The organism is Leifsonia sp. McL0607 (assembly GCF_049993355.1).
Taxonomy (GTDB): domain Bacteria; phylum Actinomycetota; class Actinomycetes; order Actinomycetales; family Microbacteriaceae; genus Leifsonia.
The window spans coordinates 1,381,056-1,405,833 of record NZ_CP188253.1; the positions used below are offsets into that span (position 1 = coordinate 1,381,056).

18 protein-coding genes and 2 pseudogenes are annotated in these 24,778 nt (G+C 69.2%); 11 read left to right on the forward strand and 9 right to left on the reverse strand.

The features are described from left to right. Nucleotides 1-3: 3 nt before the first annotated feature. Nucleotides 4-1,059, forward strand: a complete 1,056-nt coding sequence (locus tag ACPPVW_RS06630; protein WP_426625725.1) for a LacI family DNA-binding transcriptional regulator — start codon at nucleotides 4-6, stop codon at nucleotides 1,057-1,059. A gap of 83 nt (nucleotides 1,060-1,142) precedes the next feature. Here the strand turns inward: ACPPVW_RS06630 and ACPPVW_RS06635 are convergent, their stop codons facing one another. Beyond that, on the reverse strand, nucleotides 1,143-2,030 hold the full coding sequence (locus ACPPVW_RS06635) for an aldo/keto reductase (RefSeq protein WP_426625726.1): 888 nt from the start codon (nucleotides 2,028-2,030) through the stop codon (nucleotides 1,143-1,145). Between the two features lie 116 nt (nucleotides 2,031-2,146). Between ACPPVW_RS06635 and ACPPVW_RS06640 the strand changes: the two are divergent. Continuing rightward, a pseudogene (locus tag ACPPVW_RS06640) lies at nucleotides 2,147-3,065 on the forward strand (helix-turn-helix transcriptional regulator). Between the two features lie 200 nt (nucleotides 3,066-3,265). On the opposite strand, the pseudogene ACPPVW_RS06645 reads toward ACPPVW_RS06640, so the two are convergent. Next, nucleotides 3,266-3,422, reverse strand: a pseudogene (locus tag ACPPVW_RS06645) (fasciclin domain-containing protein); the annotation flags it as partial. Between the two features lie 124 nt (nucleotides 3,423-3,546). On the opposite strand from ACPPVW_RS06645, the gene ACPPVW_RS06650 reads away from it, so the two are divergent. Continuing rightward, nucleotides 3,547-4,734, forward strand: a complete 1,188-nt coding sequence (locus ACPPVW_RS06650) for an ATP-binding protein (RefSeq protein ID WP_426625727.1) — start codon at nucleotides 3,547-3,549, stop codon at nucleotides 4,732-4,734. 55 nt (nucleotides 4,735-4,789) lie between these two features. Further along, nucleotides 4,790-5,428, forward strand: coding sequence for a class I SAM-dependent methyltransferase (locus ACPPVW_RS06655; RefSeq protein ID WP_426625728.1), 639 nt, complete (start codon nucleotides 4,790-4,792; stop codon nucleotides 5,426-5,428). A gap of 153 nt (nucleotides 5,429-5,581) precedes the next feature. Here the strand turns inward: ACPPVW_RS06655 and ACPPVW_RS06660 are convergent, their stop codons facing one another. The 3 genes from ACPPVW_RS06660 to ACPPVW_RS06670 all read right to left on the reverse strand — a co-directional run bounded on the left by ACPPVW_RS06660 (nucleotide 5,582) and on the right by ACPPVW_RS06670 (nucleotide 8,473). Next, nucleotides 5,582-6,676, reverse strand: coding sequence for an ABC transporter substrate-binding protein (locus ACPPVW_RS06660; RefSeq protein ID WP_426625729.1), 1,095 nt, complete (start codon nucleotides 6,674-6,676; stop codon nucleotides 5,582-5,584). A 64-nt stretch (nucleotides 6,677-6,740) separates the two neighbouring features. Continuing rightward, on the reverse strand, nucleotides 6,741-7,610 hold the full coding sequence (locus ACPPVW_RS06665) for an ABC transporter permease (protein ID WP_426626260.1): 870 nt from the start codon (nucleotides 7,608-7,610) through the stop codon (nucleotides 6,741-6,743). A 5-nt stretch (nucleotides 7,611-7,615) separates the two neighbouring features. After that, complete coding sequence (locus ACPPVW_RS06670; RefSeq protein WP_426625730.1) at nucleotides 7,616-8,473, reverse strand: ABC transporter ATP-binding protein; 858 nt, start codon at nucleotides 8,471-8,473, stop codon at nucleotides 7,616-7,618. 198 nt (nucleotides 8,474-8,671) lie between these two features. Here ACPPVW_RS06670 and ACPPVW_RS06675 point away from each other — a divergent pair, with 198 nt between their 5' ends. Beyond that, the gene (locus ACPPVW_RS06675; protein ID WP_426625731.1) at nucleotides 8,672-10,321 is read left to right on the forward strand and encodes an ATP-binding protein; all 1,650 of its coding nucleotides are present in this window, start codon (nucleotides 8,672-8,674) and stop codon (nucleotides 10,319-10,321) included. Further along, complete coding sequence (locus ACPPVW_RS06680; RefSeq protein ID WP_426625732.1) at nucleotides 10,318-11,034, forward strand: response regulator; 717 nt, start codon at nucleotides 10,318-10,320, stop codon at nucleotides 11,032-11,034. The genes ACPPVW_RS06675 and ACPPVW_RS06680 overlap by 4 nt, the downstream gene beginning before the upstream one ends. On the opposite strand, the gene ACPPVW_RS06685 is transcribed toward ACPPVW_RS06680, so the two are convergent. Further along, nucleotides 11,013-11,546 (reverse strand): hypothetical protein, encoded by a 534-nt coding sequence (locus ACPPVW_RS06685; RefSeq protein WP_426625733.1) that lies wholly within the window; start codon nucleotides 11,544-11,546, stop codon nucleotides 11,013-11,015. The two genes, ACPPVW_RS06680 and ACPPVW_RS06685, sit on opposite strands and share 22 nt — an antisense overlap. A 423-nt stretch (nucleotides 11,547-11,969) precedes the next feature. Between ACPPVW_RS06685 and ACPPVW_RS06690 the strand changes: the two genes are divergently transcribed. The 3 genes from ACPPVW_RS06690 to ACPPVW_RS06700 all read left to right on the forward strand — a co-directional run bounded on the left by ACPPVW_RS06690 (nucleotide 11,970) and on the right by ACPPVW_RS06700 (nucleotide 14,859). Then, nucleotides 11,970-12,143 carry a hypothetical protein gene (locus tag ACPPVW_RS06690; RefSeq protein WP_426625734.1) on the forward strand — a complete coding sequence of 58 codons (174 nt, stop codon included), beginning with the start codon at nucleotides 11,970-11,972 and terminating at the stop codon, nucleotides 12,141-12,143. A 134-nt stretch (nucleotides 12,144-12,277) separates the two neighbouring features. Beyond that, nucleotides 12,278-12,886 (forward strand): HdeD family acid-resistance protein, encoded by a 609-nt coding sequence (locus ACPPVW_RS06695; RefSeq protein ID WP_426625735.1) that lies wholly within the window; start codon nucleotides 12,278-12,280, stop codon nucleotides 12,884-12,886. A gap of 449 nt (nucleotides 12,887-13,335) precedes the next feature. Next, nucleotides 13,336-14,859 (forward strand): ATP-dependent DNA ligase, encoded by a 1,524-nt coding sequence (locus ACPPVW_RS06700; RefSeq protein ID WP_426625736.1) that lies wholly within the window; start codon nucleotides 13,336-13,338, stop codon nucleotides 14,857-14,859. Nucleotides 14,860-14,929: 70 nt separating this feature from the next. On the opposite strand, the gene ACPPVW_RS06705 is transcribed toward ACPPVW_RS06700, so the two are convergent. Next, the gene (locus ACPPVW_RS06705) at nucleotides 14,930-17,455 is read right to left on the reverse strand and encodes an MMPL family transporter (protein WP_426625737.1); all 2,526 of its coding nucleotides are present in this window, start codon (nucleotides 17,453-17,455) and stop codon (nucleotides 14,930-14,932) included. Nucleotides 17,456-17,529: 74 nt separating this feature from the next. Between ACPPVW_RS06705 and ACPPVW_RS06710 the strand changes: the two genes are divergently transcribed. Beyond that, nucleotides 17,530-18,108: a TetR/AcrR family transcriptional regulator gene (locus ACPPVW_RS06710; protein WP_426625738.1), complete on the forward strand. Its 579-nt coding sequence runs from the start codon at nucleotides 17,530-17,532 to the stop codon at nucleotides 18,106-18,108. A 60-nt stretch (nucleotides 18,109-18,168) separates the two neighbouring features. Here the strand turns inward: ACPPVW_RS06710 and ACPPVW_RS06715 are convergent, their stop codons facing one another. After that, nucleotides 18,169-18,678: an ATP-dependent zinc protease gene (locus ACPPVW_RS06715; RefSeq protein WP_426625739.1), complete on the reverse strand. Its 510-nt coding sequence runs from the start codon at nucleotides 18,676-18,678 to the stop codon at nucleotides 18,169-18,171. Nucleotides 18,679-18,703: 25 nt separating this feature from the next. On the opposite strand from ACPPVW_RS06715, the gene rimK reads away from it, so the two are divergent. Further along, nucleotides 18,704-19,894, forward strand: a complete 1,191-nt coding sequence (rimK, locus tag ACPPVW_RS06720; RefSeq protein ID WP_426625740.1) for a 30S ribosomal protein S6--L-glutamate ligase — start codon at nucleotides 18,704-18,706, stop codon at nucleotides 19,892-19,894. 77 nt (nucleotides 19,895-19,971) lie between these two features. Here rimK and ACPPVW_RS06725 read toward each other — a convergent pair whose 3' ends face one another. After that, the gene (locus ACPPVW_RS06725) at nucleotides 19,972-24,678 is read right to left on the reverse strand and encodes a DUF7507 domain-containing protein (protein ID WP_426625741.1); all 4,707 of its coding nucleotides are present in this window, start codon (nucleotides 24,676-24,678) and stop codon (nucleotides 19,972-19,974) included. Between the last annotated feature and the right edge of the window lie 100 nt (nucleotides 24,679-24,778).

The window sequence follows — 24,778 nt, forward strand, 5'->3', positions numbered from 1 at the left end:
GCCATGACGGGTGACAAGCTGCCCACCATGCAGGCGGTCGCCCGGGAGGCGGGGGTGTCGCTCGCGACGGTGTCCAATGTGATGAACCAGCCGTCACGCGTCACTCCGGCGACCCGGGACAAAGTCCGCGCGGCGATCGAGCGCCTCGGGTACATCCGCAACGCCGCCGCCCGCGACCTCAAGCGCAGCAGGAGCGACGGCATCGGACTCATCGTGCCCGACATCATCAACCGGCTCTTCGTCGACATCGCCAGGGGCGCTCAGATCACCGCAGGCAGGAAGGGCCTCAGCCTCCTGATGGCCAACGCGGTCTACGCCTTCGAGTCCTTCGAACCGCTGGTGGTGACCGACCAGCAGGATCAGCTGCTCGACTTCTTCGCCGAGGAGCGCACCAGCGGCATCCTCTACGCGGCGATGAGCGACCCCACTGACGGGATCAACCGCATCCGCAGCCACGTGCGCCCCATCGTCGTCATCAACTACGACCAACCCGGCGACTGGTGCTCGGTGCTGATGAACAACCGGCAGGCCGGCCGCATCGCCGGCGAGCACCTCGCCGAACTCGGCATCCGACGCGTCTACTACTTCTCGCCCCCGGACGCCGCCCAGCCCATCACCGATCGCCGCAGCGGCATCGAGGAGGCCGCGGCGCGCTTCGGACTCGACCTCACGGTGGTCGTCACCGAGGGCCTCCGCGTCGAGCACGGCCGCACCGCGATGGCCGACCTCCTCGCCGAGGTCGTCGATGAAAGCGGCCATGTCGACGAGCGCTTCGCCGTCGTCGCCATCACCGACGACCTCGCCATTGGCGCGCTCACGGTGCTGCGCAAGCGCGGCGACCTGCGGATCCCGGAGGACGTCGCCGTGATGGGACTCGACGGCACGCACGACGGCCAGTACACGGACTGGGTCACCCTCACCTCCATCACCCTCCCCGGCTTCCGCATGGGCGAGGAGGCCATCCGGCTCGTCCTCGACGAGGCGGCCCCCGACCACCGCCACGAGCGCGTCATGCTCCCGGTCGAGCTGCGGCCGGGTACGAGCACGGTAGGGCGGTAGCCTGCGCCGAGGGGCACGTAGGCGCCCGTATTTCGCTCTTTTAGGGGAGTTTGCGTGCCCCTCGGCGGAGCAAGAAGAAGGGCTCACGCCTCCGGGATCGCCATCGCGAAGCGCTCCGGGCGGGGCACGTCGGGGTCGGGGCCGTTGCGCACGCCGGCGTCCAGGGCGTCGATGCGGGCCAGGTCGGCGTCGCTGAGCTCGAAGTCGAAGACATCGAAGTTCTCGGCGATGCGGCCCGGGTTCACTGACTTCGGGATGGCGGAGCGGCCCTGCTGGAGGTGCCAGCGCAGCATGATCTGGGCCGGCGTCTTGCCGTGGGCGGTCTCCAGTTCGGCGAGCACCGGGTCCTGCAGGACGTTGCGCCGCTGTTCGCCCCAGCCGGGGTAGAAGGTGATCCCGCCGATCGGCGACCACGCCTGGGTGACGATCCCGTCGGCCGCGTCGGCGGCCTGCACGTCCGGCTGCGTGAAGTACGGGTGCAGCTCCACCTGGTTCACCGCCGGCACGACGCTCGTCTCCGCGAGCAGACGATCGAGGTGCTGCGGCATGAAGTTGCTGACGCCGATCGCGCGCACCCTGCCGTCGGCGAGGAGGGACTCCAGTGCCTTGTAGGCGGCGATCGTCTGCTCGAAACGGTCTGGGGCCGGCTGGTGGAGGATCAGGAGGTCGAGCTGCTCGATCCCGAGCTTGCCTGTGGCCTTCTCCCACGCGTGCAGGGTCTCGTCGTAGCCGTAGTCCGAGACCCACACCTTGGTCTCGACGAAGACGTCCGACCGGTCGAGGCCGGAGCGGCGGATGCCCTCGCCGACCTCCCGCTCGTTGCCGTAGGCCGCGGCGGTGTCGATGTGCCGGTAACCGGTCGCGAGCGCGGCCTCCACGGCGGCGGTCGTCTCCTCCGGCGGGCTCTGGAAGACGCCGAGCCCGAGCGCGGGCATCGTGACGCCGTTGTTGAGAGTGAGTTCGATGGTCATGCGTCTCACGCTAAGCCCGCTGCACGGCGCCAGGGAGGCCGTACCAGTGCCTCCCACGGCCGACACGCACGGCGTAGCGTCGAGGTATGGGCGATCCGGGACTGAGCAATTCGGGGATGGCGAACAGCGACAGCGTGCGGGAGTTCCTGACCTCCCGCCGCGCCCGGATCACTCCCGAGCAGGCCGGACTGCCTGCGTACGGCGGCAACCGCCGCGTCTCGGGCCTGCGCCGCGAGGAGGTCGCGATGCTCGCCGGCGTGAGCGTCGACTACTACACGCGCCTCGAGCGCGGCAACCTGTCCGGCGCCTCCGACAGCGTGCTGGAGGCCCTCGCCCGCGCGCTGCAGCTGAACGACGCCGAGATCGCGCACCTCTACGACCTCGCGCGCGCCGCCGCCGTCGCGCCGCGCGCCCGCCGGCGCCGCAGTCCGCAGACGGTGCGGCCCAGCCTCCAGCGCGTCATCGACGCCATCACGGGCGCGCCCGCGTGGTTGCGCAACGACCGCGGCGACGTCCTGGCCGCCAACGAGCTGGGACGCGCGCTCTACCTCGACCTGATGGCCGAGACTGTGCAGCCGCCCAACAACTCGCGCTTCACGTTCCTCAATCCGAAGTCCCGGCAGTTCTACTCCGACTGGGAGCAGGCCGCCGACGACATCGTCGCGATCCTCCGCTCGGCGGCCGGCCGCAACCCCTACGACAAGGACCTCACCGACCTCGTCGGCGAGCTCAGCACGCGCAGCGAGGAGTTCCGCGTGCGCTGGGCGCGCCACGACGTGAAGTACCACCGCACGGGGGCGCAAGCGCGTGCACCACCCGATCGTCGGCGACCTCGACCTCGCCTTCGAGGCACTCGAGCTGCCCGGCGAACCCAGCCTGCGCATCAACGTGTACACCGCCGACCCCGGCACGCCGTCCGAGGACGCCCTGAAGCTGCTCGACAGCTGGGCGGCCACGCAGAAGGCGGACACCCCGAGTCTCGACGCGGCCGCACCCGACATCGCAGAGCCGTCTCAGAACGGCGGCCTCCCGTGAGCGTGCGTCGACGCCCCTCGCGTGAGCAGCGCCGATTCGCCCGCGACGTTCGGCGCAGCATTGCGGCTCTGACAGAGGACGACGAGACCCTCCTCCGCGTGGAGGCTGCCCTCCGCGCGCCACGCCGAGCTTCGCCCGTCGAACCCGGCGCAACTGACGCCGAGGGGCACGTCGTTGGTTCCGGGTGGGCGCGCCCGGGCCTACGTGGTCGGAGGCATCCGAACGGAGTCGATGAGGTAGACCGTGGCGTTGACCGTGTGCACGCCCTCCGCAGATGACGTTCGCGTCGTTGACCTTCGGGTTGTCGCCCGAACCAGTCACTATGACCGTGCTGCCCTCGACGACGGCGATGCCGCCGAGCGGATCGGCGGGGTAGCAGTCGACACTGGTGCGGATGGGCTGAGGTATGAGGGACAATTCGCTTTTCTAAGTCAATCTATGCACATCGCTATATTTCTATAGAAAAAGATAGAGTGACGTGATGCACCCTGAGCTCAATCCATATTCCCCCGGTTCAGGCCTCACTCCGCCCTACTTGGTCGGGCGTCAGGCAGAGATCGACGCATTCGATCTGGTCGTCGCGCGGTCGCGCGGAAACCTGCACAGTCGAGGAATTGTGCTCCACGGTTTGCGGGGCGTGGGAAAGACTGTGCTCCTCAATCAATTCCGCGAGCAAGCAGAGCACGCCGAGTGGTTCGTCATTGAGCTGGAGGGGCGCTCCACCGACCTCGGCATGGAGGCTATTCGACAGAAGCTCGGACGCGGGCTCCTCTTGGCCAGCCGACGTCTTCAGCGAACGCGTCATGCGACGAATGCCGTGAAGGATGCCCTCCGGACCGTGAAGTCGTTCAGCCTCTCATTAGGCGTCGCCTCGATCGAAATCGGAGTTGACTCCGCTCCTGGGCGAGCCGATAGCGGCCAGCTCGAGGTGGACTTCGAAGAGGTTGTCGAGGATCTCGCCCCGGCCTTGAAACAGACATCATCGGCCTTCGCATTGTTCATCGATGAGATGCAGGACATTGATCACGAACTGCTGGTCGCACTCTTGGCAGCGCAGCACCGGGCGGGGCAGAAGAACTGGCCGTTCTTCATCTTCGGGGCAGGTCTTCCGTCGCTGCCATCGGTTCTCAGCGATGCACGATCATACGCCGAGCGACTGTTCAACTATCGCGAGATCGGGGCCTTGAGTCCTGTTTCAGCCATGGATGCGCTGGTCGTTCCTGCGCAGCGCCAAGGCGCACGGTTCGCGGCGAACGCAGCGGAGACGATCGTCGACGCCGCGCAGGGCTACCCCTACTTCCTTCAGACGTACGGTCAAGCGGTCTGGGAAATCGCGCGAGACAAGGAAATTTCGACAGAGGATGCACTGGCCGCCATCGCCGATGGAAATGCGGAGCTCGATATGGGCTTCTTCCCTGCACGCTGGGATCGCGCCACGCCGGCGGAGCGGACCTACCTGCGCGCAATGGCACCAGATGGCGACAGCGGCTCCCGAACAGCCGAAATCGCACTACGACTGGATGTCAAACCCGCTCGGCTCTCACCTTCGCGCCAGAACCTCATTGACAAGGGGATCATCTACATGCCGGAGCGCGGTCGGGTCGCATTCACGGTCCCCAACATGGCTGCCTTCATCCAGCGTCAGCATCACGCGCAGGAAGACTTTTAGACAAATCGATCGGCCCCGGCTGCGCCTACGAATTGAGCCAGAGCACAATGGCACAGTGACCGACCAGAGCACCTCCAAGGAGACCCGCCGCCAGCAGCGCGCCTGGCGTCGGCAGGCCGCGAGCTACGACCGCAAGGTCGAGCGCGCCGAGCGCACCATGCTCGACGGCAGCCGCGAGTGGGTCGCCGCACGCGCGACCGGCCGGGTGCTGGAGGTCGCGGTCGGCACGGGCCGCAGCCTCCCGTACTACCCGTCGGGCATCGAGCTGGTCGGCATCGACCTGAGCCCGGAGATGCTGGCGATCGCGCGCACCAGGGCCGCCGAGACCGGGGTCGGCGACGAGCTGCGGCAGGGCGACGCGGAGGCGCTGCCGTTCGCCGACGCCTCCTTCGACACCGTGGTGTGCGCGCTCGCGCTCTGCTCCATCCCGCGGCCGGAGGTCGCTCTCGCCGAGATGGCGCGCGTGGTCGTCCCCGGTGATTCCGTCGTGCTCGTCGACCACACCCGCAGCGACCGCGCCGTCGTGTTCGTCGGGCAGTGGCTGATCGAGCGGTTCACGATCCCGACGCAGGGCGAGCACCTGACCCGGCGGCACCGAGGCGAAGTGGAGGCCGTGGGCCTGGAGGTCGTCGAGCACGAGCGGCTGCGCTCCGGGGCCGTCGAGCGCATCCGCGCGACGCGCCCGCTCGGATAACCCCACCGAAGGGCACGTAGACGCCCGTAAAACGCGCGGGTAGGGGCATGTACGTGCCCCTCGGCACTCGGCCGACGCGCGAAAGCCCGCCCGGTGCAGTGGATGGTTGGACGCACCGGGCGGGCTGGCGATTCGCGAATGGCAGCGGAGGGCTCAGCCGTCCGCGCCGGCGGGCTTCGTCGTGATCTTGTAGCCCTCCAACTTGTTCGCCGCATCGGCGTACTTGTTCGTGAAGGTGTCCGAGATCTTCACCTTCGACGTGTCGACACCGATGGTCTTCTCCATCTGGAAGATGACCTTCGGGCCGCCGGCGGGCATGATGCCGTCGGGTAGGAACTGTCCCTTGTCGGTGGCCAGCCCGTCGATGTACTGCTGCTTGGAGATCGTGCTGTTCTGCACGAAGTCCTGGGGCAGCTTGTTCGCGATGTCGGCGGCCGAGTGGCTCGCGATCCAGTGCATCGTCGCGACGAGAGCGTCGACCACCTTCTGGGCGACGTCCTGGTGCGACTTGACCCAGCTGGCCTGCGCGAGCAGACCGGCGGCCGGCCACGCGCCTCCCAGGGCCTTGGTCGCGCCCTTCGTGGTGGCCAGGTCGACCGCCGAGGTGGCGAGCTTCTGGGAGGTGAGCGCCCCGACCGTCGGCTGGGTGGTCATCACGCAGTCGGCGCTGCCGCGCTGGATGGCCGCGATGGCGGTGGAACCGGCGTGGACCGCGATGGTGTTGTACTGCTTCTTGTCGATCCCCTGCTGGGCGGCGAGGAACTGGGTCAGCTCGTCGGTGCCCGAACCCAGGTCGGTGACGCCCATGTTCTTGCCCTTGAAGTCCGCCGCCGACGAGACGCCGCTCTTCGGGCTGCACATGACGCGCTCGCCGGGAGCCCCGGACAGTTGCACGAGGTTGACGACGTCCTTGCCCTTGGATTGGAAGTCCACGGTGTGGATGTACCACGCGCCGGCGAGGTCGACCTGGCCGGAGGCCATGGCGTCCTCGGCGCCGACGCCGCCGTTCTGCTCGGTCGACAGCTCCATGTTGACGCCGTACTTCTTGTAGTAGCCGAGCTGCTGCGCCAGCTGGTAGGGGAGGTAGATCTGCTTGTCGATGCCGCCGACCATCATCTTGACGGTCGGGAGCGGGCCGGCGCTCGAGCCTCCCGCGGCCGCGGTGCCGCCTCCCCCGCCGCTGCAGGCTGCGAGCCCGAGGGCCACGACGCCCGCCGCCGCGATGGCTGCGATGCTGCGCTTCTTCATGGGATGTGTTCCTTTCGTCGTGCCGGCCGGGGCCGGCGCTGCTTCATTGCAGGACTGGTGGGGCTCAGATCGCCTGGGCCTCTGAACGGCTCGGCGGACGCCACTTGAGAAGGGACTTCTCGAGCAGGGTGATGAGGTACTCGGCCACGAGGGTGACCACGGCGACGATGACCATGCAGGCGAAGACCGTGTTCGGGTCGAAGTTGCCTTGCGCCTGGCTGATGATGAGGCCGACGCCGTGTTGTGCGCCGAGCACCTCGGCGACCAGGGCGCCGATGATGGCGAAGCCGAACGCCGTGTGGAGGCTCGCGATGATCCACGTCATGGCCGACGGGATGGTCACGTGCCGCGCGACCTGGAACGGTGACGCACCGAGCACGCGCACGTTCGCGATCAGGTTCTGGTCGACCTCCCTCACGCCCTGGAAGGCGTTGAAGAAGACGACGAAGAAGACGAGCACGGCCGCGAGCAGCACCTTGGGGAAGACCCCGAGGCCGAAGGCGACGATGAAGATCGAGCCGAGCACGATGCGCGGGATGGAGTTGACGACCTTGATATAGGGGCCGAACACCGACGCGAGGTAGCGGTTGGAACCGAGCAGGATGCCGAAGACGACACCCAGCACCGTGCCGAGCAGGAAGCCGAGGAAGGCCTCCTGGACCGTGATCCACAGGTTCTCCCAGATGGTCCCGAACGCCGTGCCCTGCGTGAACAGGTGCACCAGGCTGTCCCAGATGCCGGACGGCTGGCCGTAGAAGAACTTGTCGATCCAGCCGGTGGAGGTGAACCACTGCCAGCCGCCGAGCACGATGACGGCGACGGCGACGCGGCCCGTCCACACCCAGGCGACGCGTCGCCGATGCGTGCGGCGGGCGGATGCCCGGAGCTCGATCTCCCGGTCGACTGTCGGGGTCAGATTCTCTGCAATGGTCATGGTGGTCACGCCGCCGCTCCTGCCGTCTGCTCGTACGCCCGCGTCACTTCGTCGCGGAGGGACTCCCAGATGCGCCCCTGCAGTTCGATGAACCGCCGCTCGTGCCGGATCTCCTGCACGTCGCCGCGCGGCCTCGGGAGGTCGATGTCGAAGACGTCCTTGACCGTCCCCGGGCTGCTGGTCATGATCACGACCCGGTCGGAGAGCGCCACGGCCTCGTCGAGGTCGTGCGTGATGAAGAGGACGGAGGGCCGCAGCTCCTCCCACAGCGTGAGCAGCTCGGTCTGCATGATCGCCTTGGTCTGCACGTCGAGCGCGCCGAACGGCTCGTCCATGAGCAGGATGCGCGGGTTGTTGATGAGCGCAGCCGCCATCGCGACGCGCTTGCGCATGCCGCCGGAGAGCTGGTGCGGGTAGCGGTCCTCGAAACCGGCGAGGCCGACGCGACGCAGCCAGTCCAGCGCGAGAACGGTGGCTTCCTTCTTGGGCGTGCCGAGCAGGATCGGGCCGATCATCACGTTGGCGAGCACGGTCTTCCAGGGGAACAGCGAGTCGGCTTGGAACATGTAGCTCACGCCGCTCGTGATCCCGTCGACGATGCGGCCGCCGACGCTGACCGAACCGGCGCTCGGCCGTTCGAGGCCCGAGACTTGCGCCAGCGTGGTCGACTTGCCGCAGCCGGTCGGGCCGACGATGGCGCAGAACTGGCCGGGCTCGACCGTGAGCGTCACGTCGCGGATCGCGGTGAAGGTGTCGCCTTTCGGCGTCAGGAAGCGTTTCGTCAGTCCGACGATGTCGATGCGCACCGCGTCGTCCGCCGCGGGGGCGGCGCCGGGGACGCTGCGGGGTCGGTGTTCACCCATGAGTCAAGACCTCTCTGTCTTTCCGATGCAGGCCGGACGGTCGCTTCGCTGTCCGGCGCCTGTCTGGGACCGATGCTCGCCGAACGGGAGGTGCGCTGTCGCGCTTGAGGGCGATTCGCCCGGTTGTGTGCGTTGTCGCAGGTTCTGGGCGTTCTGCGCGCATGCGGTGGTCAGCCATAGATGACAGAATTTCGGGTGATGCGACGACGGATCCGACGACTCTCGAGCCAGATACTGCTGGCTCAGCTTGCGATCCTCGCCGCCTCGATGCTGATCGGCTTCCTGCTCCTCGCGCAGACCGCGCGCGCCAACCTCGACGCCGACTACCAGGCGCGCGCCGCTGCCATCGCACAGACCTTCGCGGGTATCCCGGACATCCAGAACTGCATGGCGAACGGCGGCGCCGACTGCGCCACGACCGTCCAGAACCTCGCCTCGCAGACCGCGAACCGCACGGGCGCCGCCTACGTGGTCGTGATCGACATGAACCGCGTTCGGCACTCGCACCCCGACGTCGCACTGATCGGCAAGAAGGTGGAGGAGCCGCTGGTCGCCGCCGACGGCAAGGTGCACCTGGGCACCGACTCCGGCGCGACCGGCGTCAACGCGAACGCGCGTGTGCCGTTGTTCGCTCCGGCCTCCGACCGCATCGTCGGGGAGGTGTCGGTCGGCATCCGCGAGAGCTCGGTCGCCAGTGAGCTCCTGGGCGAACTGCCCGCCTACGGCGCCTGGTTCGTGCTCGCCCTCGCGATCGGCGCGCTCGCGTCGTTCGCGCTCGCGAGCCTCCTGAAGCGCCGCACATTCGGGCTCGAGCTCGACGAGATCGCGCGCCTGCTGCAAGAGCGGGAGGCCACCCTCCACGGCATCCGGGAGGGCGTCATCGCGATCGACCCGGCCGGCCGCATCACGGTCGTCAACGACGAGGCGCAGCGGCTGCTGCGACTGCCCGAGGGCGCGAGAGGGCGACTGCTGGAGGACGTGCTGATCGCGGGTCCGATCCGCGACCAGCTGACCGGCACGACCGAGGTCACGGACGCCATCGCCGTCACCGACGACCACGTCCTGGTCATCAACCGGATGCCCGTCACGCTGGGCGGACGTCCGCACGGCGCGGTGTTCACCCTCCAGGACCGGACGGAGCTCATCGGCCTCACGCGGGAGCTCGACGGCGAACGCAGCTTCAGCGAGTCCATCCGCGCGCAGCAGCACGAGTTCTCCAACCGCATGCACGCGGTCTCCGGGCTCCTGGAGCTGGGGAGGACGCAGGAGGCACTCGAGTATCTCAACGAGATCCGCGGCACCACGGCCGACCTCGACGCGACCCTCCGGTCGCACATCGGCTCGCCGCTGATCGTCGGGCTGCTGCTGGGTAAGGCCGCCGAGGCGAACGAGCGCGGCATCGATCTGGTGATCGCCCCCGACACCGACCTCGGGGAGACCCCGGAGCGGGCGCAGGCGCTGACGACGGTGCTCGGCAATCTGATCGACAACGCGTTCGACGCGCTCGCGGGCGCGCCGGCCCCGCGGCGGACAGTGGTCAGCGTGGTCGAGACGCCGGAGTCGGTCACGGTGCGCGTCGCCGACAACGGGCCGGGCGTCCCCAGCGCCGAGCTGCCGCGGATCTTCGAGAGCGGCTACTCGACCAAGCGCGGGTCGCTGGCGCGGCACAGCGGCCTCGGGCTCTCGCTCGTGCACTCGACGGCGACGAAGCTCGGCGGCAGCGTCGGCGTGTCCGGTGGGCCCGGTGCGGTGTTCACGGTGGTGCTGCCGCGGGCCGGCGCAGGCGCGACGACGTCGCCAGGAGCCGCAGCGGCCTCCGCGCGGGGTTCGGCGGGCGGTGCGCGATGAGCGGCGACGTCACCGAAGGCGCAGCATCCCCCTCGCTCACCGTCCTCGTGGTCGACGACGACTACCGGGTCGCGTCGGTGCACGTCGGGTTCGTGGAGGCCGTACCCGGCTTCCGCGTGGCCGGTCGGGCGCACAGCGCGGCCGACGCCCTCCGTCTCGCCGGGGAACTGCAGCCCGACCTGGTGCTGATGGACATCTACCTGCCCGACGGCGACGGCCTCCAGGTCGTGCGGCAGTTGCTCGCCGAGCCGTCGGCGCCCGCCGTCATCGTGATCTCGGCCGCCAACGATGTCGCGACAGTGCGGCAGGCCGTTCAGCTCGGCGCCCTGCACTACCTGGTCAAGCCGTTCGGCTTCGCGCAGCTGGCGGAACGGCTCACGGCGTTCCGGCGCGCGTACGACGACCTGGGCGCGTTCCCCGCGGAGGCGACGCAGCACGACATCGACCGGATCTTCGACCTCCTGCGCCCCGGCACCCCGGCCCAGGCGGACGCCTTGCGCCGGCTGGCCCCGACACTGCAGTCGGTCTACGACGCCGTTGCGGCCAGCGACGGCAGTCTGTCCGCCAACGACGTGGCGACCGCGATCGGGATCAGCCGCACGACGGCGCAGCGCGCGCTCACGCAGCTGGAGCAGAGCGACGTGCTCAAGCTGGAGCTCCGTTACGGCGCGACCGGCCGCCCGGAGCACCGCTACGGCGTCAGGCGCCGCTGAGTGACGAGCGCGTCGCCGGCGACCGCCGCACCCACCACGAAGAGCCCGGCGACGAGTGCCCCCGCGATGAAGAGCATGGTCCGGTCGGTGCGCTGCTCGGTGCGTTGAAGGGACTGGCCGGCGACGATGACGCCCTCGTCGAGCGGCTGAGCCACGATCGCGAACCGGAGGCCGGGCTCCGGTTCCCAGCTGACGGCGTCCTCCCCCGTGGCCCGCGCTGTCTCCAGGACTCCACGCGGCACCTGGGCGAGCGATCCACTGAGGTAGCCGTTGCCTGCCGTCGGCCTGCCTGCGGCGTCGTAGCGCACCCAGAAGGTGCCGAGATAGTGCTCGAGATCGAGCCGGTCCGGCTGCTGTGCGGGCGAGGTGGTCGCGCCCGCGGAGAGGAGGGCGCGCGGGGCGTCCTCCACCGCGTGTCGGCCGTCTTGCTGCACGACGACGTAGAGCGTCGCGAGCCCACCCGCGAAGAGCGCGTAGGCGGCCACCGCGACGATGATCCTCCTGAGCCACATGGAGGCATCATGCGCCCGCGCGCGCCCTCCCGGCATCCGTCTCGCGATGGATACCGCGCGAGTCGCGGACGCGTCGTCGTTTCCTCCCGACGCACTCGGCGAATCGCGAGAGGAAACGAGGGCGCAATGGTCGCGGCGTCAGTGGGCCGCGCTGACCGTCTGCTCGATCTGGTCGGCGACCTTCTGGAGCTGAGCGCCGTGGTCGCCGGAGAGCGCGGTGGTCGCGATCCGCTGCACGTCGGCGATGGGTCGGCCGCGGGAGCCGACGCGAGTTGCGACAGGTCGGTGCGCAGCGCGTCCGGAAGCTTCGACGTGAGCTGGCTGCGCTGTGGCCCGCGCCGCGGTATCGGCCACCCGCCACCGGACCTCCCTCTTGCACCGCCACCGGGCGGAGGGTCAGGATCGGGTCAGGAGGCACGAACCATGGACGATCTCGAAGGCACGGCGGCCGAACGCCTCGACCAGCTCGACCGGCTCGGTGACACCGAGGGCATCACCTTGGACTGGACGCGCAGACAACTCGAGCGCGCCCTCCGGGCCTGGGCGGTCGACCAGGACACCCTCGCCGTTCTCGGCGAAGGCCGCGAGGATTATTAGCCGGGCCGCCCGGCAACGATTCGTCCGGGTCGCGGCGCACTGTTACCGCGCGGGTCTCCGAACTCTAGACAGGTGGCGCGCGGTGGCGATAGCGTCCGAAGACGTTCGCCCGTCTCATGAGAAGGATTCAGCCGATGTCCAACACCCAGCCGTCCGCCTTCGCGTCGTTCTCGCTCAACGGCAGAGACCTGACGCCGTCGGTCATCAATAGCGTCCGCGTCGCACTCGGGATCAGCGGCGCCGTCGCGCTCATCATCGGCGTCATCATCGTCTTCTGGCCCAAGACCGCGGCCGTCGGACTGACGGTGCTGATCGCGATCTCGCTGCTCGTCTCCGGCATCTCCTACCTCGGCATCGGGATCTTCGCCAAGGGGATCGGCGGCGGAGCCCGCGCGCTCGACATCATCTTCGGCATCCTGCTCGTGATCGCGGCGATCGTCGCGTTCGCCAACCTCTCGGACACCACGGCGTTCCTCGCCGCCTTCATCGGCATCCTGGTCGGCATCGCGTGGATCGTGGAGGGGGCGGTCACGCTCGCCCAGCTCGGCGACTCGCCGTCGCGCGGCTGGTCGGTCTTCTTCGGCATCCTGAGCATCCTCGCGGGCATCTTGCTGCTGTTCAGCCCGCTGTGGGGGATCGTGGTGCTGTTCATCCTGGCCGGCATCAGCTTGATCGTCCTCGGGATCGTGCAGATCGTGCGCGCGATCAGTTTCGGGCGCGGGGTCGCGACTGCGTCGGCGTGAGGCCGTGCTCGGAGCGGGCTGGGCACCTCGGTCGTAGGCTCGGTCGGCGCCGGCGTCGCAGGCTCGCTTCGCGCTGCCTCTAGGGAATGTCTGATAGTTCTTGGCCCAGGCGGGGGCGTGCTCAGGCTCCGTTCCTCCGGAGTCCGGGCGGACTTCGCAACGAGAATCCGGATGAACGGTCTCTCTCGCGGCGTGCCGTCGGTGACCTCCGGAGTTGCCCGAACGGCCGTCCCGAGTGTCCGTAACTCCGGACACCCGCGGGGACACGCGGTATTGTGGCCGTTCCGACGGAGACCGGAGGCCTGTGAGCCAGGACCTCCGGAATTGCTCGCAGCAGCGCGCGCTGGAGGCGGAAAGGGGCCTAGCTCCACACCGGGGACGCGGGGTCGCGACTCCGTCGGCTTGATCCGACCTGCGCCGAGGTCGGAGGTCTGGGACAGACTGGGCCTGTGCTCCTCGACACGGTTGTCACCACACTCGATACCGTCGCGGCCACGCGCTCGCGGCTGGCCAAGGTCGACGCACTCGCGGGCCTGCTCGGAGGCCTGGCGCCGGACGAGATCGCTCCAGCGGTCGGATTCCTGGTCGGCAGACCACGGCAGGGTCGCGTCGGCGTGGGGTGGCGCGGGGTCTCGGCCGCCATCGGAGAGGCCGCGACTCAGGAGTCGCCGACCCTCACCGTCCTCGATCTCGACGCCCTGCTCGGGGAGCTCGCGGCGCTCGGCGGCGCGGGATCGGCGCGCGACCGCAGCGCGGCGCTCCGCGACTTCGCGGCGCGCGCGAACGCCGGCGAGCAGGGCCTCCTGACCCGCGTGCTCCTGGGAGAGATGCGCACCGGCGCGCTCGAGGGCGTGCTCACCGACGCGATCGCGCGCGCGGCCGACCGGCCGGGTCCGAGCGTCCGCCGCGCCGCCATGCTCACGGGCGACCTCGGCGAGACCGCGGTGATCGCTCTCACCGGTACGGCTGACGAGCTCGACGCCGTCGGGCTGCAGGTCGGCCGGCCTGTGCTCCCGATGCTCGCCGCCACCGCGTCGTCGGCCGCGGCGGCGCTCGAGACGACCGGGCCGGCCTCCGTGGAGTACAAGCTCGACGGTGCCCGGATCCAGGTGCACCGCTCGGGCGACAGCGTGCGGGTGTTCACGCGCAACCTGGCCGACATCACGCACCGGGTGCCGGAGGTGGTCGAGATCGTGCGCCGGCTGCCGGCCCGCGACGTCATCCTCGACGGCGAGACGCTCTCGCTCGACGAGGACGGCGGGCCACGACCCTTCCAGGAGACGATGAGCAGGTTCGCGCGGTGGAGCTCCACCGCGCTCCACCCGTGGTTCTTCGACATCCTCCACGTCGACGGCCGCGATCTCCTCGACGAGCCGCTCTCGGTGCGGCGGCACGAGCTGGAGCGGGTGGCCGGCGAATACCGGATCCCGGGGGAGGTCACCGACGATCCCGAGACTGCCGAGCGGGTCTCGCGCGAGGCGCTCGCGGCCGGTCAGGAGGGCGTCGTCGTCAAGGCGATCGACTCCCCCTATGCGGCCGGGCGGCGCGGGTCGAGCTGGATCAAGGTCAAGCCGGTGCTCACCTACGACCTCGTGGTGCTGGCGTGCGAGTGGGGATCCGGGCGCCGGCGCGGCCTGCTGTCCAACCTCCATCTCGGTGCGCGCGACCCCGACGGCGCGTTCGGCGAGCCCGGAGGCTTCGTGATGGTCGGCAAGACCTTCAAAGGACTCACGGACGAGCTGCTGCGGTGGCAGACGGCCGAGTTCTTGTCGATCGAGGTGCGCCGTACGCCAGGCACGGTGTGGGTGTCGCCGACGACCGTGGTCGAGATCGCCATCGACGGCGTGCAACGCTCCACCCGCTACCCCGGCGGCATCGCGCTGCGGTTCGCTCGGGTCAAGCGCTACCGCGACGACAAGCCCGCCGCGGAGGCCGACACCATCACGACACTCCGCTCGCTGCGTCGGGAGTAGGTACGCCGCCAGCGGAGGAGCTCAGCCGCAGCACGCGCGGGAGCGGCAGGTGACGGCTCCGTGCCGTCGGCTACACGCGGGCCGGGTCGGCCGGAGCGGCGTCCCCGGATTCCGCACCCTCGGCAGGCGCTACCGCCACATGGTGCCGGCGCTCGAGCGCGGCGCCCTCCACGTCGACGTTCGGCATGATGCGGTCGAGCCATGTCGGCAGCCACCAGGCCGATCGGCCGAGCAGGTGCATCAGGGCCGGCATGAGCAGCATGCGCACCACGAACGCGTCGACGAGCACACCGAAAGCGAGTCCGAAGCCGATCGAGCGGATCATGGTCGACTCGCTGAAGATGAAGCCGCCGAAGACCGAGATCATGATGAGGCCCGCGGCGATCACGACCGAGCGGCCCGCCCGCAACCCCTTGACGACCGCAAGCCGTGCGGAGGCTCCGTGCACGTACGCCTCGCGCATCCCGGAGGCCAGGAACAGCTGGTAGTCCATCGCGAGGCCGAACAGGATGCCCACCAGGATGACCGGCAGGAAGCTCAGGATCGGCCCGGTGTGGATGCCGAGCGCATCGGCGCCCCAGCCCCACTGGAACAGCGCGGTGATCGCGCCGTAGGTGGCGAACAGGGAGAGGATGAAGCCTCCCGTCGCGATCAGCGGCACGAGGATCGACCGGAACACCAGGATCATGATGAGCAGCGAGAGGCCGACGACCACCACGAGGTACAGCGGAAGCACCGAGGCCAGGTTCGCGGAGATGTCGAGGTTGATCGCGGTCTGGCCGGACACGCCGAGCTCGTAAACGCCGTCGATCGGCGCGAGGCTGCGCAGAGCGTTGACCAGGTTCTCGGTCGAGACACTGTTCGGCCCCTCCTCCGGCACGACCTGGAACGCGAACAGCGTGCGGTCGTCGGAGACGGCGATCGGCGCGACCGCCACGACGTTCTTCTGGTCTGCGAGGGCGCGCGCGACGTCGAGCTGCACGGAGGTCACGTCCTCTTTCGCGACGGCCTCCTTCGCGGTCGCCGTGACGAGCAGCGGGCCGGTGGCGCCGGCGCCGAAGGCCTTCTCGGTGACCGTGAAGGCCTCGTACGTGGTGGAGCCGACCGGCTCGGAGGAGCCGTCGGGCAGGCCGACCCGCATCGACAGCACGGGGATGGCGACGATCAGCAGCGCGACAGTGGCGCCGACCGCGGTGACCACTGCGCGCCCGGTCTTCATCGGCTTGGCCGCGGTGTCGTCGTGGTGCACCTGGCCGACTTGGGCACGGGCGCGGCGGCCCAGCACGCGCAACCCCACGAGGCCGAGGATCGCGGGAGTGAGGGTGACGGCGATCAGCACCGCGAGCACGACCGCGATGGCGCCGACCGTTCCCATCAGGCCGAGGAACGGCACCCCGGTGACGTTGAGCGCGAGCAGGGCCACGACCACGGTGGTGCCCGCGAAGACGACCGCGTTGCCGGAGGTGCCGTTGGCGAGACCGATGGACTCCCGCGGCTCCGCACCCTCCAGCAACTGCTTGCGGTGCCGGTTGACGATGAACAGGGAGTAGTCGATGCCGACGGCGAGGCCGAGCATGATCGCCAGCACCGGGGTGACGGAGGCCATGTCGACGACGCCGGAGAACGCCAGTGAACCGAGCGCCGCGACCGCGACGCCGAAGAGCGCGGTGACGATCGGCAGCGCCGCAGCGACGACCGATCCCAGAACGACGATGAGCACGATCGCGGCGAAGACCACGCCGACGGCCTCGCCGACGCCGACGATCTGCGGCACGCCCTGGGCGATGTCGGTGGAGAACGAGACGGTGACGCCGTCGATCGGCTTGGACTCGAAGTGGTCGATGACCGCATGTTTCGAGGTCTCGGACAGCGCGAGTCGCGGCTTGGTGAACGCCACGTTGACGAGCGCTGTCGAGCCGTCTGCGGAGACCATCCGGATGTCGCGGGAGAGCTTCAGCAGCTCGGCGCCCTGGTCGAGCTGCTTCTGCTGCGTCGTGAGCTGCTTCTGCTGCGCGGCGAGCTGGGCGAGGCCATCGTCGATGGTCGACTGCTGAGCGGCGAGTTGGGCCTGAGCGACTGCCGACTGCTCCGCAGACATGCTGCCCGGCGGGGCGGCCTCGAGCTGGGCCTTCGCGGCGTCGAGCTGCTGCTGGCCCGCGGTCAACTGCGCTGTGGCCGCGTCGAGCTTCGCCTGCCCCTGCGTGAGCTGCGTCTGACCATCGGTCACCTGCGCCTGACGCGCCGCACGCTCCGCCTCGGTCGAGAACGGGTTCACGACTCCAGAGACGTCGGGGAGGCCGTCGGCGTCGGCGATGAGGGAGCCGATGGCCTTCTTCTGCGCGTCGTCGAGCGCCGAGCCGTCATCGGCGCGGAAGACGATCGTTCCCGAGGCGCCGGCGTAGGCGGGCAGCTTGTGGGTGAGCTCGTCGACGACCGCGCCCGCCGCCGTGCCCGGGATGTCGAAGGAGGCGGTGAGCCCCTTGAAGCCGATGAGGAAGCCAACCACCGCGATGCCGAGCACCGCGAGCCAGGCCACGATCACGGTCCAGGCGCGGCGAGCCGAGAATCTCCCGAGGCGGTAGAGCAGTTCGGCCATGTGCGGTCCTTTCGACGTCCCGGCGAAAAGAATACGCAACGGTGCGTCTCGTTGAATGTATGTAGGCTGTGAGCATGTCTGAAGGTCGACGGGGAGCAGTGCGCAGCGAGGCTGCGCGGGTCGCGATCCTCGAGGCGACGGCGGCGCTCTTCGGGGAGCGCGGCTATGACCATCTCAGTATCGAGGGCATCGCCGCACGCGCCGTCGTCAGCAAGCAGACCGTCTACCGGTGGTGGCCGGGCAAGAGCGCGCTCATCGCCGACTGCCTGCTCGAGGGGATGCTGCTGCCCGACCGCTTCGCCGTGCCTGACAGCGGCGACCTGCGCGCCGACCTCATCGCCTGGCTCGGCGAAGTGGAGGCCGTGCTCCAGAGCCCGTCCGGGGAGGGCCTGTTCCGCTCGCTGATAGCCGCGGCCTCCGAGAACGCGGAGGTCGCGCAGCGCCTGCGCGAGTCGCTCGCCGACCCGCGCCTGTTCGCGCCGCGGCTGCGCGCGGCCCGCGAGTCCGGGGAGGTGCGGGCCGACCTCCCCGTCGACGAGGTCAGCGAGACGCTCATCGGCGCGATCATGCTGCGCGCGCTGGCGCGCACGCCAGCCGACCCCGGCCTCCCGGAGCGCCTGGTCGACCTCACGCTCGGTCCGCGCCCGACCTGACCCGCGCTTTCACCCGCGAGGGGCACGTAAGTGCCCGTAAACCGGAGGTCTTAGGGGCACTTACGTGCCCCTCGGCGGGGTGCTGGCAGCACCTGAGCCCCACCGCCCGCGGTTGCGACGGCGCACCTCCCGCGGCGCCCGCCCCGCGAGGAACGAGCGCCCGGGGTCGACGACGAAGCCCTGGCGGAGGGCCTCCCGCCCCACGAGCATCCGGAAGCCCATCTGGTCGCGGTTGCTCAGCGTGGTCTCGGCGAGCACAGTCTGCTGGGCCAGCGCGAGTTCCAGGAGCACGACGATCCGCTCCTCCGTGTGGCCGGAGGAACTGCGCACGACGCGACGGTCGTGGATGGGCTTCTCGACCACCGTGGCGTCGCCGTCGGCGTCCTGCCACGGGTGCACCGTGAACCGCACGCGGTCGCCGGGCAGCTCCTCCAGCTCGAACGCGTGCAAAGCCGAACTGCGCGCGCCTGTGTCGACCTTGACTTTGATCCACGGAATGCCGATGCTGGGCAGGCTCGCCCATTCACGCCACCCCACGACCCGGGTGTTTGAATGGATATCACCGACCATCCCCCTATCTTCGCAGGATCCATCGATGAAGCTCGCCATCCTCTCCCGCGCTCCGCACGCGTACTCGACCCAGCGCCTGCGCGCCGCGGCGCGGGATCGCGGCCACACGGTCAAGGTGCTCAACACCCTGCGGTTCGCCATCGACCTCTCCGGGGACGAGCCCGACCTGCAGTATCGCGGCCGGCTGCTGTCGGACTACGACGCGGTGCTACCGCGCATCGGCAACTCGATCACGTATTACGGCACGGCGGTCGTGCGGCAGTTCGAGCAGATGGACGTCTACACCCCCAACACCGCGAACGGCATCACCAACTCGCGCGACAAGCTGCGCGCCAACCAGATCCTCTCCCGCCACAACATCGACATGCCGGCGACCACGTTCGTGAACAGCCGGGCTGACGTGCGCATGGCGATCCAGCAGGTAGGCGGTGCGCCGGTCGTCATCAAGCTGCTGGAGGGCACCCAGGGCATCGGCGTCATCCTGGCGCCGGAGGCGAAGATCGCCGAATCGATCGTCGAGACCCTGCACTCCACGAAGCAGAACGTCCTCATTCAGAGCTTCATCTCGGAGAGCCGCGGTCGCGACATCCGCGCCCTCGTCGTCGGCGACCGTGTCGTCGCGGCGATGCGCCGGGTCGCCAGCGGAGACGAGTTCCGCTCCAACGTCCACCGTGGCGGAACAGTCGAGAAGGTGGAGCTGACGCCGGAGTACGAGGAGGCCGCGGTGCGTTCGGCGCAGATCATGGGCCTCCGCGTCGCCGGCGTCGACATGCTCGAAGGTCGCGACGGCCCGCTGGTGATGGAGGTCAACTCCTCTCCCGGCCTCGAGGGCATCGAGCGCGCGACCGGCCTGGACGTGGCCGGCGCGATCATCGACTTCATCGACAACCAGGTCGCCTTCCCCGAGATCGACGTTCGCCAGCGGCTGAGCGTCTCTCGCGGCTACGGCGTCGCAGAGCTTCTGGTGCACGGCAACGCCGATCTGGTCGGCAAGACGATCAAGGAATCGGGCCTGTGGGACCGCGACATCACGGTGCTGACTCTGCACCGCGGTGCGACCGTCATCCCCAACCCGCGCAGCGGAGTGGAGCTGCAGGCGGGCGACCGTCTGCTCTGCTTCGGCAAGCTCGAGGAGATGCGGTCGATGATCCCGGATCGCCGCAAGCGCCGCAGCAAAGTGCTCCGGCTGCCGAAGGCGCCGCTGGTCGAGGCCTGACCGTCACGACCGGCCGCGCTGCGGCACACGCCGATGGCGGGACGACCGCTCGTCGCCCCGCCACCGTTCACCATCGGTTACGACTGGCGTCGTCGCAGGTATGCGCCTGCTGCGATCGTTCCACCGACCCCGACGAGAAGCGCCACGAGCCAGAGGATGTCGCCGATTTCGAGTCCGGTCTGCGCCAAAGCCGCGAAGCCAGCCAACGTGACTCGCGCGGTCGAGGGCGGCGAGGTCACCGGGCCGCCGATCGCGTCGCCTCCGGCAGTCGCTGTGTTACTGAGGGCGCCGGTGCGTCGATCGGCGTCCGTCAGGATGTAGTTCGCGGTGCACACGATGACCTCACCGGGTGCGAGTGCACTGGCACCGGCAGGGCAATCGATGGCGGGGAAGGCGCCGGTGCCCGAGAAGTCGCCCTCCGCGATCGCAACGTTCCACATGGTCACGTTGCCCGTGTTGGTCACCGCGAAGCGATAGTCGATCGAAGCCCCTGAGACGCTTGCCGTCTTCACCAGGTCGAGTGCGGGAGCGGCGACGTGCGGCAGGGTCACCGTCGACGGCTCGCTCTCGATCGCGGTGCCGCCCGACGGCGGGAGGCCGCTGGCAGTCGCAGTGTTCGTGATCCCGCCGGCATCCACATCCGCCTGGGTGACCGTGTAGGTGGCCGTGCAGGTGAGCTGCTCGTCCGGGGCCAGCGTCGTCGGTCCGGCCGAGCAATCGGGCGCGGGCGCGGGACCGCTGCCCGTGAACCCGGTGTCGGTCACCTGGAGGTCGTCCAGTGTCACGTTGCCGGTGTTCGTCACCACGAAGGTGTAGGTGATATCGGCTCCGGGGACGAAGGAAGCAGAATCGGACGGCGAGGCCGACTTGACGATGCTCAGGCTGGGCTCCGGAGTCGCACCGAAGGTGCTCGTCGCCGGCCCGAAGGTCAGCGGCACTCCAGGGGCTGCCGGGCTGGTGCCCTGCACTGTCGCCGTATTGTCGACGTTCCCGGCGTCGACGTCGTCCTGGGTAGCCGTGTAGGTGGCCGTGCACGTGACGGTGTCACCGGGGGCGAGGACGATCGGGCCGGTCGGGCACTGCACGACGGGGGCCACGCCCGTACCCGAGAACGATCCCTCGATGACCGCGATGTCCGACATCGTCACATTGCCCGTGTTCGTCACTACGAAGCTGTACGTGACGATCTCGCCCGACCGCGTGATCGTCGTCGGGCTCGCCGTCTTCACGATGCTGAGGGCCGGGGAGTCGACTGCGTTGAACGTCGCGGAGGACGGCGGAGACTTCACCGTGGTGCCACCGGCTGGCGGCGTCCCGTCAGCGGTGGCGATGTTGGTCACCGCTCCGGCGTCGACGTCGGCCTGAGTCGCCGTGTACTGGGCAGTGCAGGTGACCGAGGCCGCGGGAACGAGCGACGCGGCCTCGGCCGGACAGGTCACGACGGGCCTCGGCCCTGAGCCCGTGAAGACTCCTTCGACGGCTGTGACGTCGGTCAGCGTGACATTGCCGGTGTTCGTCAGCACGAAGTCGAAAGTGAGCGACTGTCCGGCGGCCGTGATCGTCGTCGGGGTCACCGACTTCCGGATCTCCAGTGCAGGAGCAGCCTGGGCCGTGATGTTGATCGTCGACGGCGGCGTGGTGATCTCCACACCTTCCGGAGTGCGTCCGGAGACGGTGGCCGTGTTCTCGATCGCGCCTGCGTCGATGTCGGCTTGCGTCACGGTGTAGTCGGCCGTGCAATTGATGCTCTCACCGGGCGCGAGGGACGAGATCCCGGGCGGGCACACCGGGTTCAGGACGGGGTGCCCTGTGAACCGGCCCTCGATCACGTCGGAGCTCAGCAACGTCACATTGCCGGTGTTCGTGACGAGGAAGGTGTAGGTCACCGTCTGACCGGCAGCAGTCACGTTGGGGACCGACGCCGTCTTCTGCAGTGTCACCGAGGCGTCAGGCGTGATCGGCACCACATTCTGCGATTCGTTGGACGGGACGTCCACCCCGGACGGCGAGGTGCCTGCAGCGGTCGCGGTGTTGTCGATTCGGCCGGCGTCCGCATCCGCCTGGGTGACGGTGTAGGTCGCGGTGCAGGTCACCGTAGCGCCGGGGGCGAGGGCGGCTGCTCCGGCCGGGCAGGTCGGCGTCGGCGCGGTGCCCGTTCCGGAGAACGCGCCTTCGGCGATGGTGATGCCATTCACCGTCACGTCTCCCGTGTTCGTCACGGCGAACGAGTAGGTGATCGTCTGACCAGCGGCGCTAGCGTGCAGTGGACTCGCCGTCTTCGCGAGACTCAACGCGGGACTTTCGCTGATCGCGACGACCGCACTCGACGGCGCGCTGGTCACGGGGCCGCCGGCCGATGCCGGTGGCGTGCCGGTGGCCGTGGCCGTGTTGGTGAGCTGAGGCCGGTCGGCGTCAATGGCCGTGAGCGTATAGCTCGCCGAGCAGACCACCCGAGCCCCGGGCAGTATCGTCGCGGCCTCCGCGGGACACGTGACCACGGGGAACGGGCCGCTCCCGGAGAACGCCGTCTCGGTGACGGAGACGTTCTTCATGGTCACGTTGCCGGTGTTGGTGACGGCGAACGAGTAGTCGACGACGTCGCCCGCTGCCGCGACCGTCGTCGGTGTCACCGACTTCTCCAGGACGAGCGCGGGTGCCGGGTCGCCCGCCACGGCGACGGTCGCCGGAGGCGAGTCCACCACGGTCCCCCTCGGAGGCGTGCCGTGCGCGGTCGCCGTGTTCGTCAGGTCACCGGCGTCGATGTCGGCCTGCGTGAAGGTGTAGGTCGCGGTGCAGGTCACCTGACCCCGCGGCGGGATGGGCGCACTGGCAGGGCAGGTCGGATTGACCGCACCGCCGGTGCCGCTGAAGGCCTGCTCGGTGATGCCGACGTCCGTGAGGGTGACGCTTCCGGTGTTGGTGACCACGAACGAGTACGTCAGCTGCTGGCCCACCACGAAGGATGCGGCGTCGTCGGGGGACACGGACTTCGCCAGCTCGATCGCCGGGGCCGGCGTCATCGTCACGGTCGCCGACGAGTCGGGTGAGTCGACCGTCCCGTTCTGCGGATCGAGTGCTGTCGCGCGAGCGGTGTTCGTCACCGAACCGGCGTCGAAGTCCGCCTGCGTCATCGTGTAGGTCGCAGTGCATGTGGTGGACGTTCCCGGAGCGAGCGCGGTCACCGGGCAGACAGGCGCTGGAGCCGGGCCGGACCCCGAGAAGGACGACTCGACGATGGACATGGCGCTGACATCGACATTGCCTGTGTTCGTGACGGCGTAGTCGTACGTGACGACGGTGCCAGGCGCCCCCGCTGTCGCCGGCGTCGCGCTCTTGGTCATGGCGAGACCGGCGTTCGCGGCTTCGAGAGTCGTCGTGGTCGCAGAGGAGTTGGACGTCACGACGGTGGAGGTGCCCGGCGGATTGCCCGTGGCGGTCGCCGTGTTGGTGAACGAGCCTGCTGCCACGTCCGCCGACGTGAAGGTGTAAGGGTTCACTGCCGCGCAGTTCGTGGTCGCGCCGGGCGCGAGGGTGGTGGCGGAGCAGCTGACAGCGCCGACGCTCGGGTCGTTGACGGCGATGTTCTCCATCGGCAATGAGCCGGTGTTCGTCACCGTGAAGACGTAGTTCGCCTGATCACCGGCATCTCGGAGTCCGTTGCCGTTGACATCCACCACGGAACCGACCTGCTTCTGGAGGCTGAGGCTCGCGGGCAGCGCCGTGTTCGTGATGGTGCAGTCGACCAGATCCCCGGTTCCGAGCACGACCTGAGCCGAGCTGCCTGCAGCGCCCGAGGGCAGCGAGGCGTCGGCGGAGCCGTTCCTCGTGCAAGACCATGACTGCTCGTACGCCGTGAGCGGGCTGCCCGCGGTGGAGGTCTCTGCGAGCGTGAAGGGGTCGGATGGTGCGGCGGCGATGGTCTCGACCTCGTCCGTCGTCGCGGTCGTGCCGGTGCCGGTGTTCGCCGTCGCGAGCTGGAGTCCTTCGTGCGACGTGACGCTCAGCCCGAACGAGTCGGACGCACTCACACGGCTGGCGACGGTCTTGTTGAGGACGACTTTCGAGATCAGGACCCCGAAGGCGACTCCTTGGATCTGGCCGCTCAGGAGGTTCTGGGTCAGGGTCGTCGGGCTGTCCGCCGCGAGCATGGCCGTACCCGTTCGGAGGACTCCGTCCCGGCTGAGGCAGGTGACGGTGGTCGTCCCCAGCCCGGAGAACTGGTCGGGGCACGCGTTGCCGATCGGTGCGATCTGTCGGAGCGGAGTGTCCGAGGAGAACACGATGCTTTCGCCGTTGTCGGTGGACTCGGCATCGGCCGCGACGATCGCGAATGCCCTGATGGGGTTGCCGCCCGCGTCGGTGAGCGAGATGTTGGTCAGCGACACCCTGGAGTCTCCTACTGGAGTGGCCACCTGATAAAGAGCAGGTCTTCCGGCCACCCCCTGGTATTGGCCGGGACTTCCAGGAACAGCCGCGTCGTCCCGACCCAGGAAAGCGTTCCTCCACGTGGGGAAGTTGGTCGCCGTGAGCGTACGGCCCGTCTGCGAGATGTCGTAGGTGAGCGTGTAGCCGCCCGGGAGCTTGACCTGCATCTGCTGCCCACCGGCTGCAGCCTGCGCAGCCGAGTAAGCGCTCATGTCGAGCCAGCACAGTGTCCGCGCGTACTGTCCCGTGCCGGCGTTCGCGTAGGAGCACTGCTGATCCGTCGGCGCGGCACTCGCGGCCTGGGTGACGGCCACCAGCCCTCCGATCCCCAGCAGCACGCTGAGGAGGGCGGCCACCACTCCTCGGAACCTCGGGCGCTTGCCCCGTTCCTTGCCAGACCTCGGACGACGCGTGCCGATTGCGCGGTCACGCGGCATGAAATTCGCCGTACTCTGCTCG

Bases quoted from the DNA above. Each gene is read 5' to 3' on its own strand.
- ACPPVW_RS06630 (WP_426625725.1), top strand. From the start codon at position 4: ATGACGGGTGACAAGCTGCCCACCATGCAGGCGGTCGCCCGGGAGGCG.
- ACPPVW_RS06635 (WP_426625726.1), bottom strand. From the start codon at position 2,030: ATGACCATCGAACTCACTCTCAACAACGGCGTCACGATGCCCGCGCTC.
- ACPPVW_RS06650 (WP_426625727.1), top strand. From the start codon at position 3,547: ATGCACCCTGAGCTCAATCCATATTCCCCCGGTTCAGGCCTCACTCCG.
- ACPPVW_RS06660 (WP_426625729.1), bottom strand. From the start codon at position 6,676: ATGAAGAAGCGCAGCATCGCAGCCATCGCGGCGGCGGGCGTCGTGGCC.
- ACPPVW_RS06665 (WP_426626260.1), bottom strand. From the start codon at position 7,610: ATGACCATTGCAGAGAATCTGACCCCGACAGTCGACCGGGAGATCGAG.
- ACPPVW_RS06670 (WP_426625730.1), bottom strand. From the start codon at position 8,473: ATGGGTGAACACCGACCCCGCAGCGTCCCCGGCGCCGCCCCCGCGGCG.
- ACPPVW_RS06675 (WP_426625731.1), top strand. From the start codon at position 8,672: ATGCGACGACGGATCCGACGACTCTCGAGCCAGATACTGCTGGCTCAG.
- ACPPVW_RS06680 (WP_426625732.1), top strand. From the start codon at position 10,318: ATGAGCGGCGACGTCACCGAAGGCGCAGCATCCCCCTCGCTCACCGTC.
- ACPPVW_RS06685 (WP_426625733.1), bottom strand. From the start codon at position 11,546: ATGTGGCTCAGGAGGATCATCGTCGCGGTGGCCGCCTACGCGCTCTTC.
- ACPPVW_RS06690 (WP_426625734.1), top strand. From the start codon at position 11,970: ATGGACGATCTCGAAGGCACGGCGGCCGAACGCCTCGACCAGCTCGAC.
- ACPPVW_RS06695 (WP_426625735.1), top strand. From the start codon at position 12,278: ATGTCCAACACCCAGCCGTCCGCCTTCGCGTCGTTCTCGCTCAACGGC.
- ACPPVW_RS06705 (WP_426625737.1), bottom strand. From the start codon at position 17,455: ATGGCCGAACTGCTCTACCGCCTCGGGAGATTCTCGGCTCGCCGCGCC.
- ACPPVW_RS06710 (WP_426625738.1), top strand. From the start codon at position 17,530: ATGTCTGAAGGTCGACGGGGAGCAGTGCGCAGCGAGGCTGCGCGGGTC.
- ACPPVW_RS06715 (WP_426625739.1), bottom strand. From the start codon at position 18,678: ATGGTCGGTGATATCCATTCAAACACCCGGGTCGTGGGGTGGCGTGAA.
- rimK (WP_426625740.1), top strand. From the start codon at position 18,704: ATGAAGCTCGCCATCCTCTCCCGCGCTCCGCACGCGTACTCGACCCAG.